The following is an 18605-nucleotide window of genomic DNA, read 5'->3' as shown; positions in this document are numbered from 1 at the left end:
TACTCCAACGCAGGAGAGTATCTTAGATCTTGTCTTGCCGGCGCCTCAGCTCGGCCGCAATGATCGACTGATCCCTGCGTAACGAGAGGCGCCGTGCAGCCGCGAGTGCTTGCCGCCAAGTAGAGACGGCGCGGTCACCGCGCCCGTCCAGCCAATGGGCCACGCCGACCCACAGCCCATACTGAGCAGTGCCGACAGGAAACGCGCGGCGGTAACGCTTGAGCTCATGCAGCGCTTGGCGCTCCCAGTGGCGCCACTGGTCGTACTCGCGCGAGAGGCCTACCTCCCTGCCGCGCAGAAGCACTTCGCACACGCCGGCAATGCCGGGCAGTGTGCTGTGCACAGTCGGGCGACGCATCTCGCGCAGCAGGCGTAGCGTCTCGACCACAGCCCGAAGGCTCTCAGCATGGAGCCCGACCCGTGCAAGCGCGAGCGCAAGCGACCCTTTGGCGGAGACCAAGTCGGCGAGATCGGCGGATCCGACCATAGCGGACGTGGTCAGCCGAAGGATGTCGACCGCTTCACGGGGGCTATCCGTGTGGAGCACACACAACGACTTGCATCGGAGCGCCCAAATCTCTTGCTGGAGGTTTCCGCTGTTCTGCGCGCGGGAGAGCAGCGCCTGGGCGGTGTACTCCAGCGCACCCGATTCACCGCGGTAGTACATTGACCAGAAGCGCATGGCCTGGGCGTTGCACCAACTTAGTTGATCGCCCGCCTTTAGACACAGCTCTTGAGACTGATCCAGACGACGATCTACCATCAGCCAGTCGCAGCGGCCGATGCGCCAGAGCGCATCGAGATTACACAGGTGGGCATGGACCGCTGGATCGGCGAGCGCAGTCACCACCCGTTCTGCCCTTGCCATGAAGTAGTTGCAAGCGCGCCGGCGCCCCAGAATTCCCAGCCCGCATGCCAGTTGGGCGGACGCGATCACCATCTCCATGGTGAGCCCCGTGCGCTCCGCATGGGCGACAGCCGCGACGGTGTGGGAAAACGCTCGCGAAAAGCGAAGCTCGAAATAGTCCACGACCGCCGCCTGGTTAAGGCAGCGAGCTAGTTCTCGCTCCCAGGAGTCCAGCACACCACCCTGAGTTGACCATAGCGAAGGAGGGAACACTTGTTGGAACGCGAGCCGCATTCCACCCCCAAGCAGCCGCATCAAAAGGGCTGCCGAGGAACGTGGAACCGGCGTGCCCGCCAAGGTGAGGGCGCGCCTCACCGAAATGCCCTGAGCATGGAGGTCGCCACGACTGTAATGGGCCTCGCCGAGCTGCCTGCGCCAACGCACCGACTGAAGTCTTTGCTCAGCACTCCAAGGCTGCTTCGACTCGTATCTCAAGCAGATTTCCAGAAACGCCTCGACCTCTCGAAACGCACCGACCTGCAGCGCCTTGATTGCTGCCAAATTGGCATATCCAACTGCCTTGAAATTGTTTCCGGCGGCCTCAAAATGCTGAACGAGGGCCGCGACATCCGCGCCCATGGCGGCCGACTGGCTCGACTCGATCCAAGCGGCCAGAGCTGCATGAAGTCGCTGTCGCACTTCACTGGGAATTGAGCCATAAACGACGTCTCGGATTTGATCATGACGGAACTCGTAGTTCCCTGATCCAGTGCCCTGACGCACGAGATGCGCCGCCACGAGCGACTCGACAGCTGCACCCACACCGTCGTGATCCAACTCGCCCTCGAGCAACGTCGCCAGGGCCTCGCCGGTAAATGAACGCCCGATCACGGCCGCAGCCCTGAGAACGTGCTGGACTGGGGTCTCCAATCGATCAACGCGCTCCCGAATGACCCGATCGACACCTTCGAAATATCGAAGGCTCTCGAGCGGGCGGATCGGACACCACAAACCATCGCGTATGGCGATGAGCCCCTGGCTCTTTAATGTCAGCGCTATCTCCTCGGCGAAAAACGGATTGCCACCGGCTAAGGCCGAGACCCGGCGCGCCAGTTCGCCATGTGGGGGCACATCCCCGAGCGTGCGGGCGACCAGTTCGCAAATCGACGCCTCGCTGAGTTCCTCAAGATCCAGGATACGACACAGGCGCGCGGGATCGTCAGGTTCCGTTCCGGATGTATTCCTTCTTGTGGCCTCGGCTCGCCTTCGTAGGTTTTTTAACTCCTCCGGAACTTCGTCCGAGCGTACGCACAGGACCAGAAGCAACGAGGACAGAGATGAGAGAACCCACTCGACGAGGCGCCACGATGCCGAATCCAGCCACTGACTGTCCTCCAGGACCAATGCCAACGGGCGCGGTGCCAAGTTATCCATGAGATCACCCAAAAGACGCATGGTGGCATCAGCGCGATGAGGTCCCTCCAGATGTCGCGTCCCGTCGTTTTGGGGAATTTCGATGCTCAGAACATCACCTAGCAAGGGCAGTCGCCCAACGAGCGACGAGTTGCCTTGAACCCGTTGTGTGACGATATCAAGCACCGCAAATCCATCGCTGTAGGACGGTAGGCCGAGAAGGGACACAAGCACCCGCCGCCATGGCAGGAGCGATGTCCGGCGATCGTCACGTTCGGCGCGCGCGGTCAAAACCTCGATTGCGGTTGAGCGCAGTTCGTCCGTGAAAGCTCTGATCAAAGCGGTTTTTCCAATGCCCGACTCACCCAAGACAACGAGCAAACGCCTGCCTCCACGGCGGGTCTCCTCGAACGTACGTTTCAGGAACTCCAGCTCGCTCTGCCGACCAATCAGCGGACTAAGAGGTTGGACCGGGGCGCGCGGATCCATAGGACAAAATACCGTTGCCATGTCCCCAAGTCCGTCCAGTTGCAACGTGCCGTGTTCTTCGAACCAAAACGCCGTCCGGCTGGCTCGCTCTGTTGGTGCATCGCAGAGAACGTTTGCCGATGCCGCCGTCATAAGCCGCGCCGCCCGATTCACGGGCGCGCCGATCACCATCAGCTGGCGCCGACGTGCGCTTCCGACAACACTAAAAAGCGCATCGCCGGTAGCCACGCCCATCGACGCGGAGAGGCCCAAGCGTTGGGCCGTCAGACGGATCGCGCGAGCAGCATCGACGGCACGGCAAGGATCGTCGCGGTGGAAACTGCCTCGCGCTCCGAACGTCGCAAAGAAAATCAGACCTTTGTCGTCAAAGAGCAACTCGCCGGCCGGCCCACCGCGCGAACGCAGATCCTCCTGGAGGGTCGCGCATAGCAATTGATAGCGCGCAAGCGCCTGAGGTTGACGATGGTCAAGTCCGGCAATTCGCGCGAAAAGGGCGGTGATCGGCCTAATCTCCGCCAGGGCGTCTAAGCGGGCGGTCGTTGGATGATCTTCTTCGGAACGGATGGCAACGGCGCTGTCCGCGGCAACTGAGCGCAAGTCGGCTTCGGACAGCAGGTCCCTGAGCTGCAAAGGCAAAAACCTTGCCAGCCAGCCCGGAGGCGGAGAAGCCAGCGTAGGCCGACTGCGCCGCGATTGAGACGGCTGCGCAAGGGCCAAGTTGGCTTTGTCGGAAAGTACATATTCCCATCGGCGCGCAGCCGCTTGGGACTGAGCGGCCTGCATGATGGCATCTCCGCCTGCAAAGAGAGTCCAGACCGGCTGACCGCCTAAAGCCGCCGCCCAGAGGGCCCCCGCCCCTACTCCAACATGCAGCGCGGGTGCGATTTCAGCTGTTCCGTCCTCCAAACGCTCGTTCTGGCCGCCGCAGATTGCCTTGGCACAGGCTGTCGCCGCTCGCACCGCGCTTTCAAGTCCGCGGACATCCGCCGACCAGTAGGCTAGCAGTTCGTCGCCGGCGAGGTACAAAATCTCGCCTCCACGATTGTATACTTGCTCTACGCATCGCGCGTAGGAGTGACTAAGCAGGCTCGGGATTCTTTCAAGTCCTTCTTGCCCCCGTCGTGCTAGTTGCTCGACCAAGGCCGTGTATCTGGACACATCGACAAACACCACTGCAGCCTGGAATTCGACGGCTACTGGGCCATCCGCTCGAAGTGCGTGAATTCTACCGAGTAATTCCAGCGGCAGAAAACTCTCAAGTAGCTCGCAAGTACCCTCCATGGGTTCCTTCCCGCAGCCGTGCCCATGGTTTCAGGGCAGAGAAAGGCACCGCCGACCGCGCACTTCCTAAAGGGAATGAATATCGCCCCGATAGATTGCGTGACTTCCTGACGTTACACCAAATTTCGTATATGATTGATATCTAAATTAGGGAGGACGCATTGCCTGTACACATCAAGGCAGCGCCGGAGCCGCCACGTGCGACGGCTTGGCTCTCGCACCGACTCGAGACATTGGTCCACGATTTTCCGCAGATCGCCGATACGGAAAGGGCAACTGTCAAGGGCGGATATGACTTTGATGTTGTCATCGTTGGCAGCGGCTATGGCGGCTCGGTGGCTGCCGCCGAACTGAGTAGCTGCAAGGATGTGCAAGGCCAATCTTTAAAAATCTGCGTGCTCGAACGCGGCAAGGAGTACTTGGCCGGAATGTTCCCTTCGCGATTGGCCGATCTGGGTGGCCACATCCGCTTTGCCACCCCCTTTGCGAAACGCCAACGCGGCGTGTTCGATGGTCTTTACGACTTGCGCTGCAGCGACGACGCGGTAGCTCTCGTCGCGTGTGGCTTGGGTGGAGGCTCATTAATCAACGCCGGCGTGATGGAGATGCCGCTGCTGGAGATTTTCCGGGAAGCACGCTGGCCCACCAAAATCCGCAGAGATACGAATCTCGAGGAGACGGGTAAACGGCTGCGCGATTGGCTGGGAGCCAAGCCGATACGTGTCACCAAGCCTTTCCTGGCCAAGTCCGAAGCAATTAGAAATTTGGCTGGTGGCAAAGCACGGCCCGCTCACATAACCGTCGCTTCCGATTGCCACACCAACCACGCCGGGGTCGCGATGAGCAAATGTCGCCGTTGCGGCGACTGCGCCACTGGTTGCAACTACAATGCCAAAGAATCCCTCGACCTGAATTTGTTGCGGCTGGCTCGACAAAGCGGAGTACGAATCGTCACTGGCGCCACCGTCTTGCGCGTTTTGCGCGCGGGCGAAGGATGGCAGTTGGACGTCAATCACACCGATGGCCATCTACGCGACAACCAGCGGAACCCGTTCGCGCTGCTGGCGAGGCGCGTGATCCTTGCAGCAGGCACATTCGGCTCGACGGAAATTTTGATGCGCTCGCAAATCCGCGGGATAAAGTTCTCCGATCAGCTGGGAGGCAAGTTCTCCGCCAATGGTGACATGCTCGTCGTTGCCCATGATTTGGCGGCAAGGGTGAATGGCGTCGCTGATGAAACCGAGGATCCGGCCCCAAACACCAAAAGCGAGGATTGCGGTCGCGCGGTCGGCCCGACAATAACCGCAATGATCGATCTGCGCGACGGCAACGCGGCTACTGACCTGGTGATCCAGGATCTTGCCGTACCGGGACCGCTGCGCCGCCTGTTTGAGGAAAGCGCCACCACATTCGATGTGCTCAATCGCGTCGCCGATGGCGACTGGGCGAAGCATGAGCCGGATCCTTCACGAGTAGACGACGCAGCCGTCAATCCTGCCGCCATCACCAACTCCCTGGTGCTGGCCATGATCGGCCGCGACGACGCGGAGGGAGCACTTGCGCTAGGGCCCTCGATGCAAAACAGCGCCGATGAGATGCAAGGCGATCCTGAAAAAATGCGCGCCGACGGGATGCAAAAGGATCCTGAAAAAATGCGCGCCGACGGGATGCAAAAGGATGCCGAAAAATTGCGCGCCGACGGGGTGCAAAAGGATGCTGAAAAAATGCTCGCCGACGGGATGCTCACGGTGCGCTGGCCGGAGTTGCGACTGGACCCCCGGCTGGAGAACCATCATGCGCGCCTTGGCAAGTTGCTTCGAGAGTCTGGATTGGGCGGACGGCTGGTGAACAACCTGTTGTGGCGACCTTTGTCCGACAGGCTCGAAGCCGTGTTCGGTCGCCAACGCGGGCCGCTGCTGACGGTGCATCCCCTTGGGGGCTGCGCCATGGGTGACGACGTTCGCCAAGGCGTGACCGATCATTGCGGCCGCGTGTTCGATGCCGCCGCGGTCGGCCTCAGACGCACTCACGAAGGGTTGATCGTGCTCGATGGCTCGGTCGTGCCCACCTCCCTCGGCATCAATCCCGCCTTGACCATAGCCGTTCTGGCATTGCGAGCGATCACCGAGCTCAAGGAGGAATGGCAACTCAGTGGCGGCCGTTTGATCAACGCCCCCTTGCCTGGGAACTCTCGTGGCGAAACGCGGCCGATATATTCCACGCCGCGGACGAACCCTGCGCCTACGCCTACCAGCATCGAACTGACCGAACAGGTGCGCGGCAAGGTCCCTCTGGCGATGCGCGGCAGCGGTGTGAAACCACACATGGTCGAACTGACGCTAACCACCAAGCCGGTGGTGCTCACCGATCTCTACGCGCTGCAAACGCCCCGTGGACGGTGTTTGCCGATTGCCCATGGTCGGCTGCGCATTCTGCGTGCAGGAAAGGAGTTCGACCCCATTGCAGATCAGGCCTATGAAAGCCATGTTGCGCTCGAGGCGGAGATCTCGGGATCGCTCCACCTGTTCGATCTGGAAGAATCGCGCCCCGTGCCCCGAATGCTGCGCGCTATCCTTGCGTGGGCGCTCAACCGCGGGATGCGCGACTTTGCTTACCGCTTGGTCCGCCAGGGCCAGGAATGGTTGCGTCTCACGCCGCCTAGCGGAGGGGCATCCCATCTCAGACTGCTCGACATTCTGCACCTGTGCTCGCGTGCGGGCGGGGTCCGCCTGATCGAATACGATTTGCACATCGACAAGGTTGTCGAGCCGGAAGATCTCGGCACGGGCGCGAGGTTCGACAGCTCTCTGTTCACGCAGAAGAAAATCAGAGCGGTGAAGCGGCTCACCTATGCGCGCGGCGCCAGCCCTTGGCAGCAATTGATGGAGATGTCGGTCGAAGTTTTCCCGCAGATGAGCAAGACCGTCATTGGCAAGAAGCTACCGTCGCTAGAGCTAAACAAACGATACCTGGCGCGGCAATCGGTGCCTCTGCTGCGGATAGTGGGGCAGCAAGACCGTGTCGCGGCACTGGCAGATCTGGCCTCTTTCATACTCTACGGTTTTCGCGTCGTGCTTCAGATACATGCACTGAGTTTTCGCCGCCCCGACCCGCCATCTGCGCGTGAACCACAACGGTTGCCCGGGGCGGTGCCGGGCTTACCTGCGCCCCAAATCGACTGGTTGACCTTGAAAGGTCAGCTCAGCCCGCCGATCCGCATTCGCCTGGCCCGCTATGACGGCAGTTCCGCAAAGGTGATCGAGAAGGGCGTCCCGAAACGCCCCGTCTTGCTCATCCATGGTTACAGTGCGAGCGGCACCACATTTGCTCATGCTGCCGTACCCGGCAACCTCGCTCAATCGCTGTGTGATGCTGGGCGCGATGTCTGGGTGCTCGATATGCGATCGAGTTCAGGCCTGACTACCGCCACAGGCGGTTGGTCTTTTGAGGAGATGGCGGAGAATGACATTCCGATCGCCGTCCAACACGTGCTGGCTGCGACAGGGCAGGAAAGGCTCGATGTCGTCTGCCATTGCATGGGCGCGGCAATGTTCAGCATGGCAGTGCTTGGCGAGCATGATCGAAGGAATTTGCACAATAAGATCGGGCGCGTGGTGTTTTCGCAAGTCGGCCCGGCAATGCTGTTGAGTTCGGCAAATGTGCTCGCCGCATATGTGATGCGATATGTACGTTATTTTCTTCAACTTGAAGACTATGTGTTTAGTCCGCATGGCGATATCTCGCTCGCCGGTCAATTGCTCGACAGAGCGCTCTCGGCAATGTGGCTGCCGTCCGACGAGTATCGGCGCGAGAATCCCCTCTGGCCCCCAGGCAAAGCGACGCCTTGGGTCGGCACAAGACATCGGATGGACGCGCTCTATGCACGCACCTTCTCGCTCAACAATCTCTCTGACCTCGTACTCGACCACATCGACGATTTCTTCGGCCCGCTCAGCGTCGAGACAGTCTCGCAGGTCATACATTTTGCTGGCTTCAACACCGTGACCGATCGCGCCGGCATAAATCGCTATGTGCTGCCGGACCGGGTGAGGGATCGACTGAAGTTCCCGATGATGTCGATCCATGGAGCGGAAAACGGTTTGGTCGCCCCCTCAACGCTAAGACTGATGCGAAATATGCTCAAAGGGGCCGGCGTGCCGCATTTGAACTCATCTCTGCATGCGGTCGAGGCGGTGCAATCGGAGGAAGAAATCAGGGATCTTATTGACAAAAGCGGCCAGTTCCTGGCGCTCGGCCAACCGTCCTACCTGACCTGGTGCATTGCCGGCCACGGTCATCAGGATTGCCTGATCGGCAAAGACGCCTCGTCGATCTGCGGCGTTATAGCGAAATACCTCGGAATGCCGGATATCTCCGATATGCCGGGCCCCTTGGAGGACAAGCCATGACGCATTCTCTCCCCTCTGAAGCCAGGGCGCCCGCCTTCGGAGTGCGCGTAGAGGTCGAGGCGGGCAAGATCCTGGTGCAAGCGGCCGATAGCGGAGGGCGGGGCTTGCCTCATGCAGCTTTCATTGTTCCCGTCTACGCAAAGGGCGACCGCCTGCACATGATCGGTCCGCCGGTTACGAGCCGCGGCGACGAGAAAGGACAGAGGGACGATAGCCTCTATAATAGTCTTCCGCATTACTATATTAAGCAACCCGCATCTCCTTACGTATTTGAAGTTCCGCTCCATGAGTGGCCTGAAGCGCAGCAGGTATTGGTCTTGCTGCTGTACGTTCAGGCGCAGGGTATTGGCGGCTTGGCTCGGTTACCGAAACTGCCCGACGCGGCGGGATCACCACCTGAAATCCTCGACACAGGTTCGCATGCCAAGAACGCGGTGAAGAGGGCCGCCGAGGCTATTCGGTATGCGCTCGAGACTGACACATTGGATGATTTGCGAGGTGGCCTGATCGTCGGCAGGCCTGGAAGGTCGCACAGAAGCCATCGGCACAAGAGCGATGCCCGCGCGGTATCGAACCTTTCATTCGCTCTCGCAAGTTGCCAATACCCCAGTGATTTCCTCGACCACATGCCCGACGGTCAGCATGCGACACGAGGGCCCGCGGATGCGTCTCTGCTCGCGCTCGGCGATCTACTGGGCAAACCCGGCGCCCCAACGTTGCTGCTGCTGGCCGGCGATCAGGTATATATCGACGCTACGGCAGGGCTTTTCGACCCTAAGGTAGTCAACGACCGATTCCGAATACCCTACGAACGCCGGGGCCAGAGCCGCGGTGTGAAGGCGGTGATGCAGCGCTTGGACATGGCGGTTGAAATGATGCTGGACGATCATGAGATTCGCGACAATTGGGCAAAAGACCCCGACCCGGCGATGCGCAAGAATGATATCGTCATAAAGCCTGGGAAGCTGGCTTACTTCAGGTACGAACGTGGCAAGACCGAGGTGCTGGAAAAGCGTCTGCCGGCACACATCTGGCGAGACGATTTAACCCACAACGGTATGCCATTCTTCCTTTGCGACACGCGCACCGAACGTCAAGGACGGACGGTTTCGAACTGGTGCGAAGCGCGGATCATGGGTTCAACGCAATTCGCCAAACTTTGTGAATGGCTTACCAAGCCTGAACACACCGAAATGCCCAAATTTGTTCTCACATCCTCGGCAGTGCTGCCGCGGCGGCGGGAGGTGGCCGAGGCCCCCACTTGTGCCTTGCGTTCGGACGCGTGGGATGGATACCCGTTTTCCTTACATAAACTGCTCAGGTTCGTGTGCAACAAGGAAATAAAGGGACTGGTATTCCTGTCGGGTGACGAGCACGTGAGCAGCCTGGTCACCGCTCGTGTAACAAACAGCAAAACCGGCAAGCAGAGCATCCTGCATTGTATCCACAGTTCGGCGCTGTACGCGCCATATCCGTTTGCGAACGGAACTGCCGACAATTTCCAGGCCAACGAGACTTTTTGCTTTCCCGATCCCGATCCTGAGCAGGGGCCGTATTGTTGCGAGGTGCAGACAAGTTTCGCCCCTGGCGACGGTTTCGCGCTTGTAGCGACATGCCGCCGCCGTTCGCATTGGCGTCTGGATGTCAAGTTCCACGACAGCGGGGGGCTCAAGGAGAACGGAACCTTCACGCGCGACCTAGAGTAATAGCTGCGCGTGAAATAAGGCTTCACTCAGTTTTTCTCACTATACCAAGCGGCCCGCGCTCGATCAGGCGCGGCGGCAGCTATTTATCCCGAGATAATCGTCTCTGAGGCCGCATGCCCAAACGATCGCCTGCCCTTTGCATGAGCCTGTGTAGCCGCTCCCCATAAGGAAACGTCGCCATGAAGCGAAAACGCTTGGCCGGCAATCGGTCTCCTCAATCGACAATGGTGGCGGACAGGGTCCGCCACCATTGTGATAACAGGCCACGATAGAGGCCTGCCCGGATTATTTCCCGGCGGCAGCCGCATTCTTTACCCAGCCATCGAACTCCGACTGATTTGCGGCAATCCAGTCGTTGGCGATCTTCTTGATCTCGGCGTCGGTCTTGTTGCCGGCCCCCAGATCGCCTTCCCACTGGCTCCAGATGTCCAGCGACCATTTCGCTTGTTCGATGAATTTCTTGGCCGCCGGATTGTCAGCCAGGAACTTCTTGTTGGCGAGCGTGCGCCAGTTCCATGGGCCAACCGCCATGCGGCATGGGTTCTGCCCCCCCGCACAGCCAACCACGTCCTTGACCTCGTGCGTCTTCGGTTTCGATACGCCCTCGGGAAGAGCGTCATACGGGATCGGCAGCCACACCACGTCCTTGCCGGGCTTCAGCCGATAGACGATCCAGGATGGGCTCCAGGTGTAAAGAAGGATCGGCTCTCCTCGGTCGGCCCGTGCAAAGACCTCGCCGATCAGCGGCTCGTATTTGGCGCGGATGGAGCGCACCGTATCGCTCAAGCCGAACTCCTTGACCTGGAAATCGACGACGTCACCGCACTTCCAAGCGGGATCGCAATTCACCAGATTGGCTTTTCCGTCACCGTCGGTGTCGAACAAGGCGGCGATCTTCGGGTCCTTTAGTTGCGAGACATTGGTGATGTTGTTGGCTTCGGCTGTCTTCTTGTCGATCATGTAGCCGTTGATGCCGCCGCCCGCGATCGTGCCTTCATTGATCAGTTCGACCGTATCCGAGATCTGTGCGATGGCGGGCTCGGCCTGCGGCCAGTTGATGTCGCCGGTCATGTCGAGGTCGTCCTGCGAAATGGCCTGCAGGATCGCCGACATGTTCATGGTCGACAACTTTACGTCGTAACCGAGTTTCTCGAGGCCCGCTATCAGGACCTGGTCCTGAATATAGTTGGCGCCCAGGCTGTCGGAGGACGTGAAACGAATGGTCTTGCCTTCGCCAGGCTTATCCTGCGCAAAACTCTGCCCACCCATCATGGTTGCTGCAACAGCCATGGCGCAGGCCAGTCTCAGCCCTTTGCGGTATCGATAATTCGCCGACATGTATTCTCCCCTTGTTGTGATATTTGTTGCGTCGTTCCGCCTGATCGAGACGGTGTTCAAACCTGCTGGTGGTTCGTTTCGAAACTCCCCGCTTCCTCATTTCTGGGACGCAGCAACTGAGCCAGGGCGGCCCGGATGCCCCGGGTTGGTCCGGCCTTGTCCTGGTTGGCCAGGCCCTGCGTGATGCGATCGAGGATCATGGCTAGCAGGACGATGGCGATGCCGCCGACGGCAGCCATGCCGACATCGAGACGTCCCAGCCCCTGCAGGACCACAAGTCCGAGCCCTTCGGCCCCGATCATGGATACGATCACCGACATGACCATAGCCATCAGTACTGTCTGGTTGAGGCCGCCCAGAATGGTTGGCAAGGCCAATGGAAGTTGGACTTCCCAGAGAAGTTGGCGATCGGTGGCACCGAAGGCCCGCCCCGCCTCGACCATCTCCTTGTCGACAAGACGAATCCCGAGATTGGTGAAGCGGATCAGCGGCGATATCGCCGCCACGATGACCGCGACTGCCCCAGGCACCGTTCCGACGCCGAACAGCATGACCACCGGGACCAGGTAGACGAAGCTGGGCGTCGTCTGCATGACATCGAGCACCGGCCGCACGATGGTCCAGGCGCGATCGTGGCGCGCGCACAGGATTCCGATTGGAATGCCAAGGATGACGCACACCACGATTGCCGTGGCGATGAGCGACAGGGTGGTGATCGCTTCCGCCCACAGGCCCATGAAGGCAATCAGGGTCAGCGAAAGCAGCGTGAATATAGCCACGCCACGCGATGCGGAGCGCCATGCGATGAGGGCAAAGATCCCGATCAGGATCGGAAACGGAATGGCATGGAGTCCATGGTCGATCGCGGTCAGAAGGGTCTCGACGGGCCACTTGATGGTCTGGAAAAGCGGCCGGAAATGCATTGCCAGCCAGCGGACGCCGACCTGGATCCATTGGTCCAGCGGGATGACATAGAGATTATCGACATCCAGCATGATCAGGCCTCCGCTCCCCGGGATTGCGAGGAAGCCGCCGCCGGAGCGCCAATGCGGGACAGGATCTGGAGTGGATCGACACGCCCCAAATATCGGCCGCCCTCGTCAACAACGGCTATCGGCCGGTCTCGATGGCACAGGCTGGCCACCACCGACAGCTTTTCCGTGCCGCATACCGTCTCATAGTCCTTGCTCATCAATGATTGGATCGCCGAACCATCGGCGAGGCGTGGCAACTGGCGTGGTCCGACGACACCCACGACCTGCATCGAATCGTCGACGATGAACACCGGTTCGCCCTCGGCATCGCGGCCGCCAGACGCACGTCCGTCTAGCCGGAGCGGGCTGCTTTCCACCATCACGGAACTCGCATCGAACAGATGGGCCCGGTTGACGTCGCGGGTGAAGGCGGCGACGTAGTCATTGCCGGGCTTGGTCACGATGTCCTGCGGAACGCCTTCGCGCATCACCATTCCATCCGCCATGATGGCGACCCGGCTTCCGAGCTTCAGCGCCTCCTGGAAATCATGCGTGATGAACAGGATGGTCTTGTGGAAAGTCCTGTGCAGGCGCAGCAGTTCGTCCTGCATTTCGCTGCGGATGAGTGGGTCCAGCGCGCTGAAAGCCTCGTCCATGATCAGGACATCGGCATCCGTGGCGAGTGCGCGGGCCAATCCGACGCGCTGACGCATGCCGCCGCTCAGCGTACCGGGAAGATGATTTGCCCACGAAGCCAGCCCGACGACCTCCAGCACCTCCATCACCTTCTTCCTGCGCGCGGCGGCTGGCACACCGCGCAGTTTCAGGCCGAACTCGGCATTCTCCAACACCGTTCTGTTCGGCAACAGGCCGAAGTGCTGGAACACCATGGAGATACGCGTCCGGCGGATTTCGCGCAGCCGCGCTTCGCTGGCGCCGGTGATCTCCTCGCCATCGATAAGGATGCGCCCTGCATTCGGCTCGATGAGGCGATTGATGCATCGCGCAAGCGTCGACTTACCGGAGCCGGACAAGCCCATGATCATGTAAATCGAACCGACGGGAACGGACAGCGACACGTCGCTCAAGCCGACGACCTGCCCGGTCTTCTGGAGCACAGCTTCCTTTGTCTCGCCAGACTTCAGCATGGCCAAAGCCGATTCCGGCGATCTGCCGAAAATCTTGTACACGCCCTCGACCGTTATGCGATCCGTCACACCTGTCCTCCACTCCTGGCCTGGCGGACGATAGTCAGCACATTCCAGAGCCACGATCCCGATTAATGAAGATAGAACTGCACCCGCCGTCTTCCCCCGTTCGGCAGGATACCCGCCTAGCCCAATGCTACGAAGGAAAGCATACGGCTCGCGGGTTCGATGATATAGGCTCTCCGCTACCCGGATAGGTATAATCCGGGACGCCTGTATGGAGGAACGGCGTGCTGGCTTCGCTTAAAAACCCTGCCCTCATGGTCGTGGACATGCAGAACGATTTCGTGCGCAGGCATGCGCCGATGGAGGTTGCATCCGCGCGCGAAACCATACCTTCGATCAGCAGACTCATTGCGGCGTTTCGCGGCAACGGCAAGGCGGTGGTATTCACGCGATACGTTGCCGACCCCCTGTATCAGGCCTTGGCCGGCAAGCTGACCTGGATCAAGCTGACCGATGCGCCGACCCATGCGTGCGTGCCGGGCTTCATGCGATCCTACGGCGATGTCGAGGGCCTGCGGGATGCCGCGGAGGTGATCGACGAGCTTGCGCCACAGGACGACGACATCGTGCTGGACAAGGTCTATTTCAGCGCCTTTCATGCCACGGATCTTGCCAAGACGCTCAAGCTGCTTGCGGTAGACGGTCTGGTATTCGTCGGCACGGTAGCGGAGATGTGCGTCGAAGATAGCTGCCGTCACGCCGTGCATTTCGGTTATCCCACGATTGTGGTGGAGGATGCTGTTTCTTCCAACCATCCGCCCAGCCGGCAGGCCATGCTCGATGCTTTCGCACGCAACTACGGCTGGGTGATGACCACGGACCGGCTCCTGGATTCTTTCGCGGTCGGGCAAGCGGGATGCGAGGTCTTGAACCTACCGCAGCGGTGAAAAATCGGTCGGGATCAGGATTCGGTTTTCCATCGTTTCGATATTCTCGGTGAGCTTGACCGTAAACGCCCGCCACGCGGGATCTTCGGCCAGCCGCTGACGCCGCTCGGCGCGGTCGTTCAGGTCGCTATAGCCCCATAGATGCACGACATGGTTGAGAGGTCCGATCTCGGTGCGGAAATAGCCGATCAGGTTGCCCAAGATCGGCTGCTGGATGGCAAGGCCTTCCTCGCTGATAAGTTGCATGTATCTGGCGAGACGGCCGGCCCTTATCTTGTAGATGCGTTCCTCGACAATCATGGCGCGACAGCTCCCATCAGGCGATCACCCGCGACTTTTCCCTGCCCGCTTCCTTCTCGCGCATCGCAAATACGGGCATCACTTCCTTGATGAACAACGCCAGCGATTTCTTCTGCACTTCAAACGGCAGGTCGAAGGCGAGGCCGAGGCAGAACTGGTCTACGCCCGCCGCTTCATAGACCATCAGCTTTTCGACCACCTCGTCCGGCGTGCCGAACAGGAGATTGTCGCGGATCGACCGCGGATCGTAGTCGCCGCTGTTGCCAACGGTGTCGTAAGAAACCGCTTCAGGAAAGCCGTTCTTCACCGTGCCGATGTTCTGGAACAGGTTCTCGAAGCTGCGCCCATATTGATAGCTGTAGCGAACCGGCAGTTCCCAGTCCTCGGGACGTTCATACACGCAAGTGCGGCGCAGCATCATGAACCGCGGCCTCGGCACTTCGGGATGATCCTGGACCGCCTTCTTGAACTTGTCGCCGAGAATGCCGATTTCCGCGACCGGCCGCGACAACGGCGTGGAGAGGATGTTGTGGCCATTGCGCACCGCCCAATCGAATGTGCCGGGGTCACGCGCCGCCACCCAGATGGGCGGGTTGGGTTGCTGCAAGGGCTTCGGCACCGAGGTTGCCAGCGGGAAGTGGTAATACTTACCCTCGTGGGCGTAGTCGCCTGCCCATAATTTCTGGACTGCCGGCAGCAGTTCCTGCATGTAGGCGCCGCCTTCCTGTTGCGGGATGCCTCCCGCCATACGGTCAAATTCATACTGATAGGCGCCGCGGGCGATGCCGAATTCCAGCCGCCCTCCCGTCAGGTGATCGCAAAGTGCGGCCTCTCCCGCGAGACGGATCGGGGTCCAGTACGGCGCGACGATGGTGGCGGTGCCAAGCCGGATCTGTTCGGTATGAGCTCCCCACCAGACCAGCAACTGGAACGGGCCGGGCGCGATCGTGAATTCAATCGTGTGATGCTCGGGCGACCAGGCGGTCTCGAAGCCGCCGGCATCGGCCATACGGACCAGTTCCAGCGTCTCAGCCGCCACCTGGCGCATATCCTTGTCGGGACTGAACCTCTCCATGTTCAGGGAAACGGAAAATTTCATGGCAATGACCTTTTCGAATATTAGGGAACCGTCGGATGAGCGTCAGCGCAAACGGATTACGAACGGGTCCTGCGTGGCGCCGGAGTAGTCGATGACGACATTCTTCAGGCGGGAGAACTCGCGCATAACCTCGAAGCCCCCGCGCTTGCCGTAACCGCTCTCCTTGAACCCGCCGGAGGGCGACATGTAAGCAGCAGAGCGATACGTATTGACCCAGACCGTGCCGGCATCAACGTTGCGCGCAAAGCGCAGCGCCCGGTCGATGTCGCGGGTCCAGACACCCGCCGCCAGCCCATAATGGGTGTCGTTGGCAAGCCCAATCAGCTCGCTTTCATTGTCGAACGACACGACGCCCACGACGGGCCCGAAAATTTCGTCGCGCATGAAGCGCATGTCGTTGCGCGCATCCGCCAGAACCGTGGGCTCGTAATACCAGCCGCCGGGGAGGTCGTCCCGCCGCGGCCGGTGGCCTCCGGCAACCAGCCGCGCGCCATCGGCGACGCCGTAGTCCACATACTGCTCGACCTTGTCGAGTTGGGCAGCGAGCGCCAGCGGACCGATTTCCGTGTCCTCATCGGTCGGATGGCCGATACGCACGCGCCTGGTACGATCCGCCAGCTTTTCTACGAATGCGGCATAGATGGATTTTTCGACGAAACAGCGCGAGCCTGCGATACAGGTCTGCCCGGCAGCGGCGAACACGCCGGCAACCACGCCGTTCACCGCGCGCTCGATGTCGGTATCGGCGAATACGACATGAGGCGACTTGCCGCCCAGTTCCATCTGACACGAAACAAGTCGGCTGGCAGCGTTGGCGGCGATGCGGCGGCCGGTTGCCGTACTGCCCGTGAAGGCGATCTTGGCGACATCGGGATGCAAGGTCAGCGCTTCGCCCGCCGTGGCGCCCTTGCCGGTAACGACATTGAAAACGCCAGCCGGGAAGCCCGCTTTTGCAATCAGTTCGGCGAGGGCAAGGGTGGACGCGGAAGTATGCTCTGATGGCTTGACCACGACCGTATTGCCAATTGCCAGGCAGGGTGCGAGCGTGCCGGTCAGCAGCATCAGCGGTGAATTCCACGGCGAGATCATGCCCACCACGCCGATGGGCTCGCGCAGCGTGAAGTTCAGCATATCGAGCTTATTGACCGGTATGGTCTCGCCATGCAGCTTGTCGGCCATTCCGGCGAAATAGAGATAGCTGTCCGGCGCCGCGCGCAGTTGCACACGCATCTCTTTCAGAAGCTTGCCGTTGTCACGCGTCTCGATGGCCGCGAGTTCATCGGCGTGTTCCGCGATGAGATCGGCCAACCGGCGCAGCAGCTTGCCGCGATCCGTCTGCGTCAGCCTGCGCCAGGCCGGATCGTGAAACGCTCTTTTGGCTGCCTGCACGGCGGCGTCGACATCATCCGCCCCGGCGTCGGCAACCTCATACCAAGGCGCCGCGTTCGTCGGATCGTAGCTCGGCATGTAGCGGCCGGACCGCGGCGCGACGCGCTCCCCGGCAATCAAAAGATCCTGGCGCGATCCTTCGATCATTTTCAGCGTCAGGTCCATCATCTCATCCCTTCGCGGTTTCTCGGTCGCCGGCCAAGCCGTTAAGCGACCGCCACGGACGCGGGGCGCCGTCTATCATCGCCACCCGGCCGCCATCGCTGGAATCGACGTAGATCCCGAAGCGAGAGTCCGCGCGCTCATGCAGGTAACGGCGCAGCGTTGCGCGTATCTGCCTGATCGGAATGCTGTCCCAAGGCAGCTCTTCATGGGCAAAGAACCTCAGCGACGGCGACAAATCCGGAATTTCGCCGGGCGGGCCCGCGAGCGCGCCACGGTAAACGACATAACCGGGCTGCTGGTCGGCCACATCGAAGACCGAATAGAGAAACGCATCGCTGGTGAGCGGCGCAACCACGCCGCCGCCTTCGAAGCTGAGCATGTCGCCCGGCTTACGGTGCGTTGCCGTCGGCAGTTCCCAGCCTCCGGCGCCATCGTCGCGCAGCAGGATGCGGCCGTCATGCTCGACCAGGTAGCCGATGATCATGCGATGGGAAGGCGTCCAGCCAGGCGGCATCGGGTCTTCCACGCAGACATAGCGCCCCCGGCAAAACCCTAGCGGAGCGGCAGGGCTGGTGCCGAAAGCACGCACCCGGCCGATCAGGATCACATGGTCTCCCGCCTCGATACGGTCATGCACCGTGCAGTCGAACCAGGTAAGGCTGTCGGTGAGCACCGGCGAGCCCGTATGCACGGTAGTATGGGCTATCGTCTCGAACTTGGAGAGTGACTTCGAGGCGAAGAGGCTCGCCACCTCCTTCTGGCGCTCGTGCAGTACGTTGACGGCGAAGCCTTCGGCCGTGTTGAATGCCGGAAAGCTGCTGGCGCTCTTTCCTATGCAGACGAGCAGCAGCGGCGGCTCAAGGGAGACTGAGGTGAAGGAATTCGCAGTCATGCCGCGCGGCGAACCATCTTCGTCCCGCGTCGTCACCACCGTGATGCCCGTGACGAAGGTGCCGAACGTTCGCCGCAGTTCCACTGGATCGATCGTGCTCAGCTCTTTTTCCCTCTTGTCCGTCATGCGTCCTGCCTCTCCAGGAGGGTGGAAGGATAAAGGGACGTGAGAGAGGGTCTTCCTGCTCTACGCAGGAGAGGCG

General features: G+C 60.7%; 11 protein-coding genes. 3 read left to right on the top strand and 8 right to left on the bottom strand.

The window, feature by feature from the left end; all coding sequences use genetic code 11:
• Positions 1-22: 22 nt before the first annotated feature.
• Positions 23-3775 (bottom strand): adenylate/guanylate cyclase domain-containing protein, encoded by a 3753-nt coding sequence (locus FJ951_RS02785; protein ID WP_181172192.1) that lies wholly within the window; start codon positions 3773-3775, stop codon positions 23-25.
• 416 nt (positions 3776-4191) lie between these two features.
• On the opposite strand from FJ951_RS02785, the gene FJ951_RS02780 reads away from it, so the two are divergent.
• Complete coding sequence (locus FJ951_RS02780) at positions 4192-8439, top strand: GMC oxidoreductase (protein WP_140513445.1); 4248 nt, start codon at positions 4192-4194, stop codon at positions 8437-8439.
• Positions 8436-10145, top strand: a complete 1710-nt coding sequence (locus tag FJ951_RS02775; RefSeq protein ID WP_140513443.1) for an alkaline phosphatase D family protein — start codon at positions 8436-8438, stop codon at positions 10143-10145. Before FJ951_RS02780 ends, FJ951_RS02775 begins: the two co-directional genes overlap by 4 nt.
• 285 nt (positions 10146-10430) lie before the next feature.
• Here FJ951_RS02775 and proX read toward each other — a convergent pair whose 3' ends face one another.
• The 3 genes from proX to FJ951_RS02760 are packed head-to-tail and all read right to left on the bottom strand — an operon-like array spanning position 10431 to position 13674.
• Entirely contained in the window at positions 10431-11483 is a 1053-nt protein-coding gene (gene proX, locus FJ951_RS02770; protein WP_224519139.1) for a glycine betaine/L-proline ABC transporter substrate-binding protein ProX, read from the bottom strand.
• Positions 11484-11539: 56 nt separating this feature from the next.
• Positions 11540-12478 carry a proline/glycine betaine ABC transporter permease gene (locus FJ951_RS02765; protein ID WP_140498487.1) on the bottom strand — a complete coding sequence of 313 codons (939 nt, stop codon included), beginning with the start codon at positions 12476-12478 and terminating at the stop codon, positions 11540-11542.
• 2 nt (positions 12479-12480) lie between these two features.
• On the bottom strand, positions 12481-13674 hold the full coding sequence (locus FJ951_RS02760) for a glycine betaine/L-proline ABC transporter ATP-binding protein (protein ID WP_140498488.1): 1194 nt from the start codon (positions 13672-13674) through the stop codon (positions 12481-12483).
• A 221-nt stretch (positions 13675-13895) separates the two neighbouring features.
• On the opposite strand from FJ951_RS02760, the gene FJ951_RS02755 reads away from it, so the two are divergent.
• On the top strand, positions 13896-14558 hold the full coding sequence (locus tag FJ951_RS02755; RefSeq protein ID WP_140498489.1) for a cysteine hydrolase: 663 nt from the start codon (positions 13896-13898) through the stop codon (positions 14556-14558).
• On the opposite strand, the gene FJ951_RS02750 is transcribed toward FJ951_RS02755, so the two are convergent.
• The 4 genes from FJ951_RS02750 to FJ951_RS02735 are packed head-to-tail and all read right to left on the bottom strand — an operon-like array spanning position 14544 to position 18529.
• Positions 14544-14858: an NIPSNAP family protein gene (locus FJ951_RS02750; protein ID WP_140498490.1), complete on the bottom strand. Its 315-nt coding sequence runs from the start codon at positions 14856-14858 to the stop codon at positions 14544-14546. The genes FJ951_RS02755 and FJ951_RS02750 overlap by 15 nt on opposite strands.
• 16 nt (positions 14859-14874) lie before the next feature.
• Complete coding sequence (locus FJ951_RS02745) at positions 14875-15957, bottom strand: LLM class flavin-dependent oxidoreductase (RefSeq protein WP_140498491.1); 1083 nt, start codon at positions 15955-15957, stop codon at positions 14875-14877.
• 42 nt (positions 15958-15999) lie between these two features.
• Positions 16000-17511 (bottom strand): aldehyde dehydrogenase, encoded by a 1512-nt coding sequence (locus FJ951_RS02740; protein WP_140513569.1) that lies wholly within the window; start codon positions 17509-17511, stop codon positions 16000-16002.
• A 4-nt stretch (positions 17512-17515) separates the two neighbouring features.
• Positions 17516-18529: a flavin reductase gene (locus tag FJ951_RS02735; protein WP_140498492.1), complete on the bottom strand. Its 1014-nt coding sequence runs from the start codon at positions 18527-18529 to the stop codon at positions 17516-17518.
• Positions 18530-18605: the final 76 nt, after the last annotated feature.

The organism is Mesorhizobium sp. B2-2-3 (genome assembly GCF_006442405.1).
In the GTDB taxonomy this organism is placed as follows: domain Bacteria; phylum Pseudomonadota; class Alphaproteobacteria; order Rhizobiales; family Rhizobiaceae; genus Mesorhizobium.
Note: the sequence above shows the minus strand (reverse complement) of the source record. Positions and strands in the feature narration are given on the sequence as shown.

Bases quoted from the DNA above. Each gene is read 5' to 3' on its own strand.
- FJ951_RS02740 (WP_140513569.1), bottom strand. From the start codon at position 17,511: ATGGACCTGACGCTGAAAATGATCGAAGGATCGCGCCAGGATCTTTTG.
- FJ951_RS02745 (WP_140498491.1), bottom strand. From the start codon at position 15,957: ATGAAATTTTCCGTTTCCCTGAACATGGAGAGGTTCAGTCCCGACAAG.
- proX (WP_224519139.1), bottom strand. From the start codon at position 11,483: ATGTCGGCGAATTATCGATACCGCAAAGGGCTGAGACTGGCCTGCGCC.
- FJ951_RS02735 (WP_140498492.1), bottom strand. From the start codon at position 18,529: ATGACGGACAAGAGGGAAAAAGAGCTGAGCACGATCGATCCAGTGGAA.
- FJ951_RS02750 (WP_140498490.1), bottom strand. From the start codon at position 14,858: ATGATTGTCGAGGAACGCATCTACAAGATAAGGGCCGGCCGTCTCGCC.
- FJ951_RS02775 (WP_140513443.1), top strand. From the start codon at position 8,436: ATGACGCATTCTCTCCCCTCTGAAGCCAGGGCGCCCGCCTTCGGAGTG.
- FJ951_RS02765 (WP_140498487.1), bottom strand. From the start codon at position 12,478: ATGCTGGATGTCGATAATCTCTATGTCATCCCGCTGGACCAATGGATC.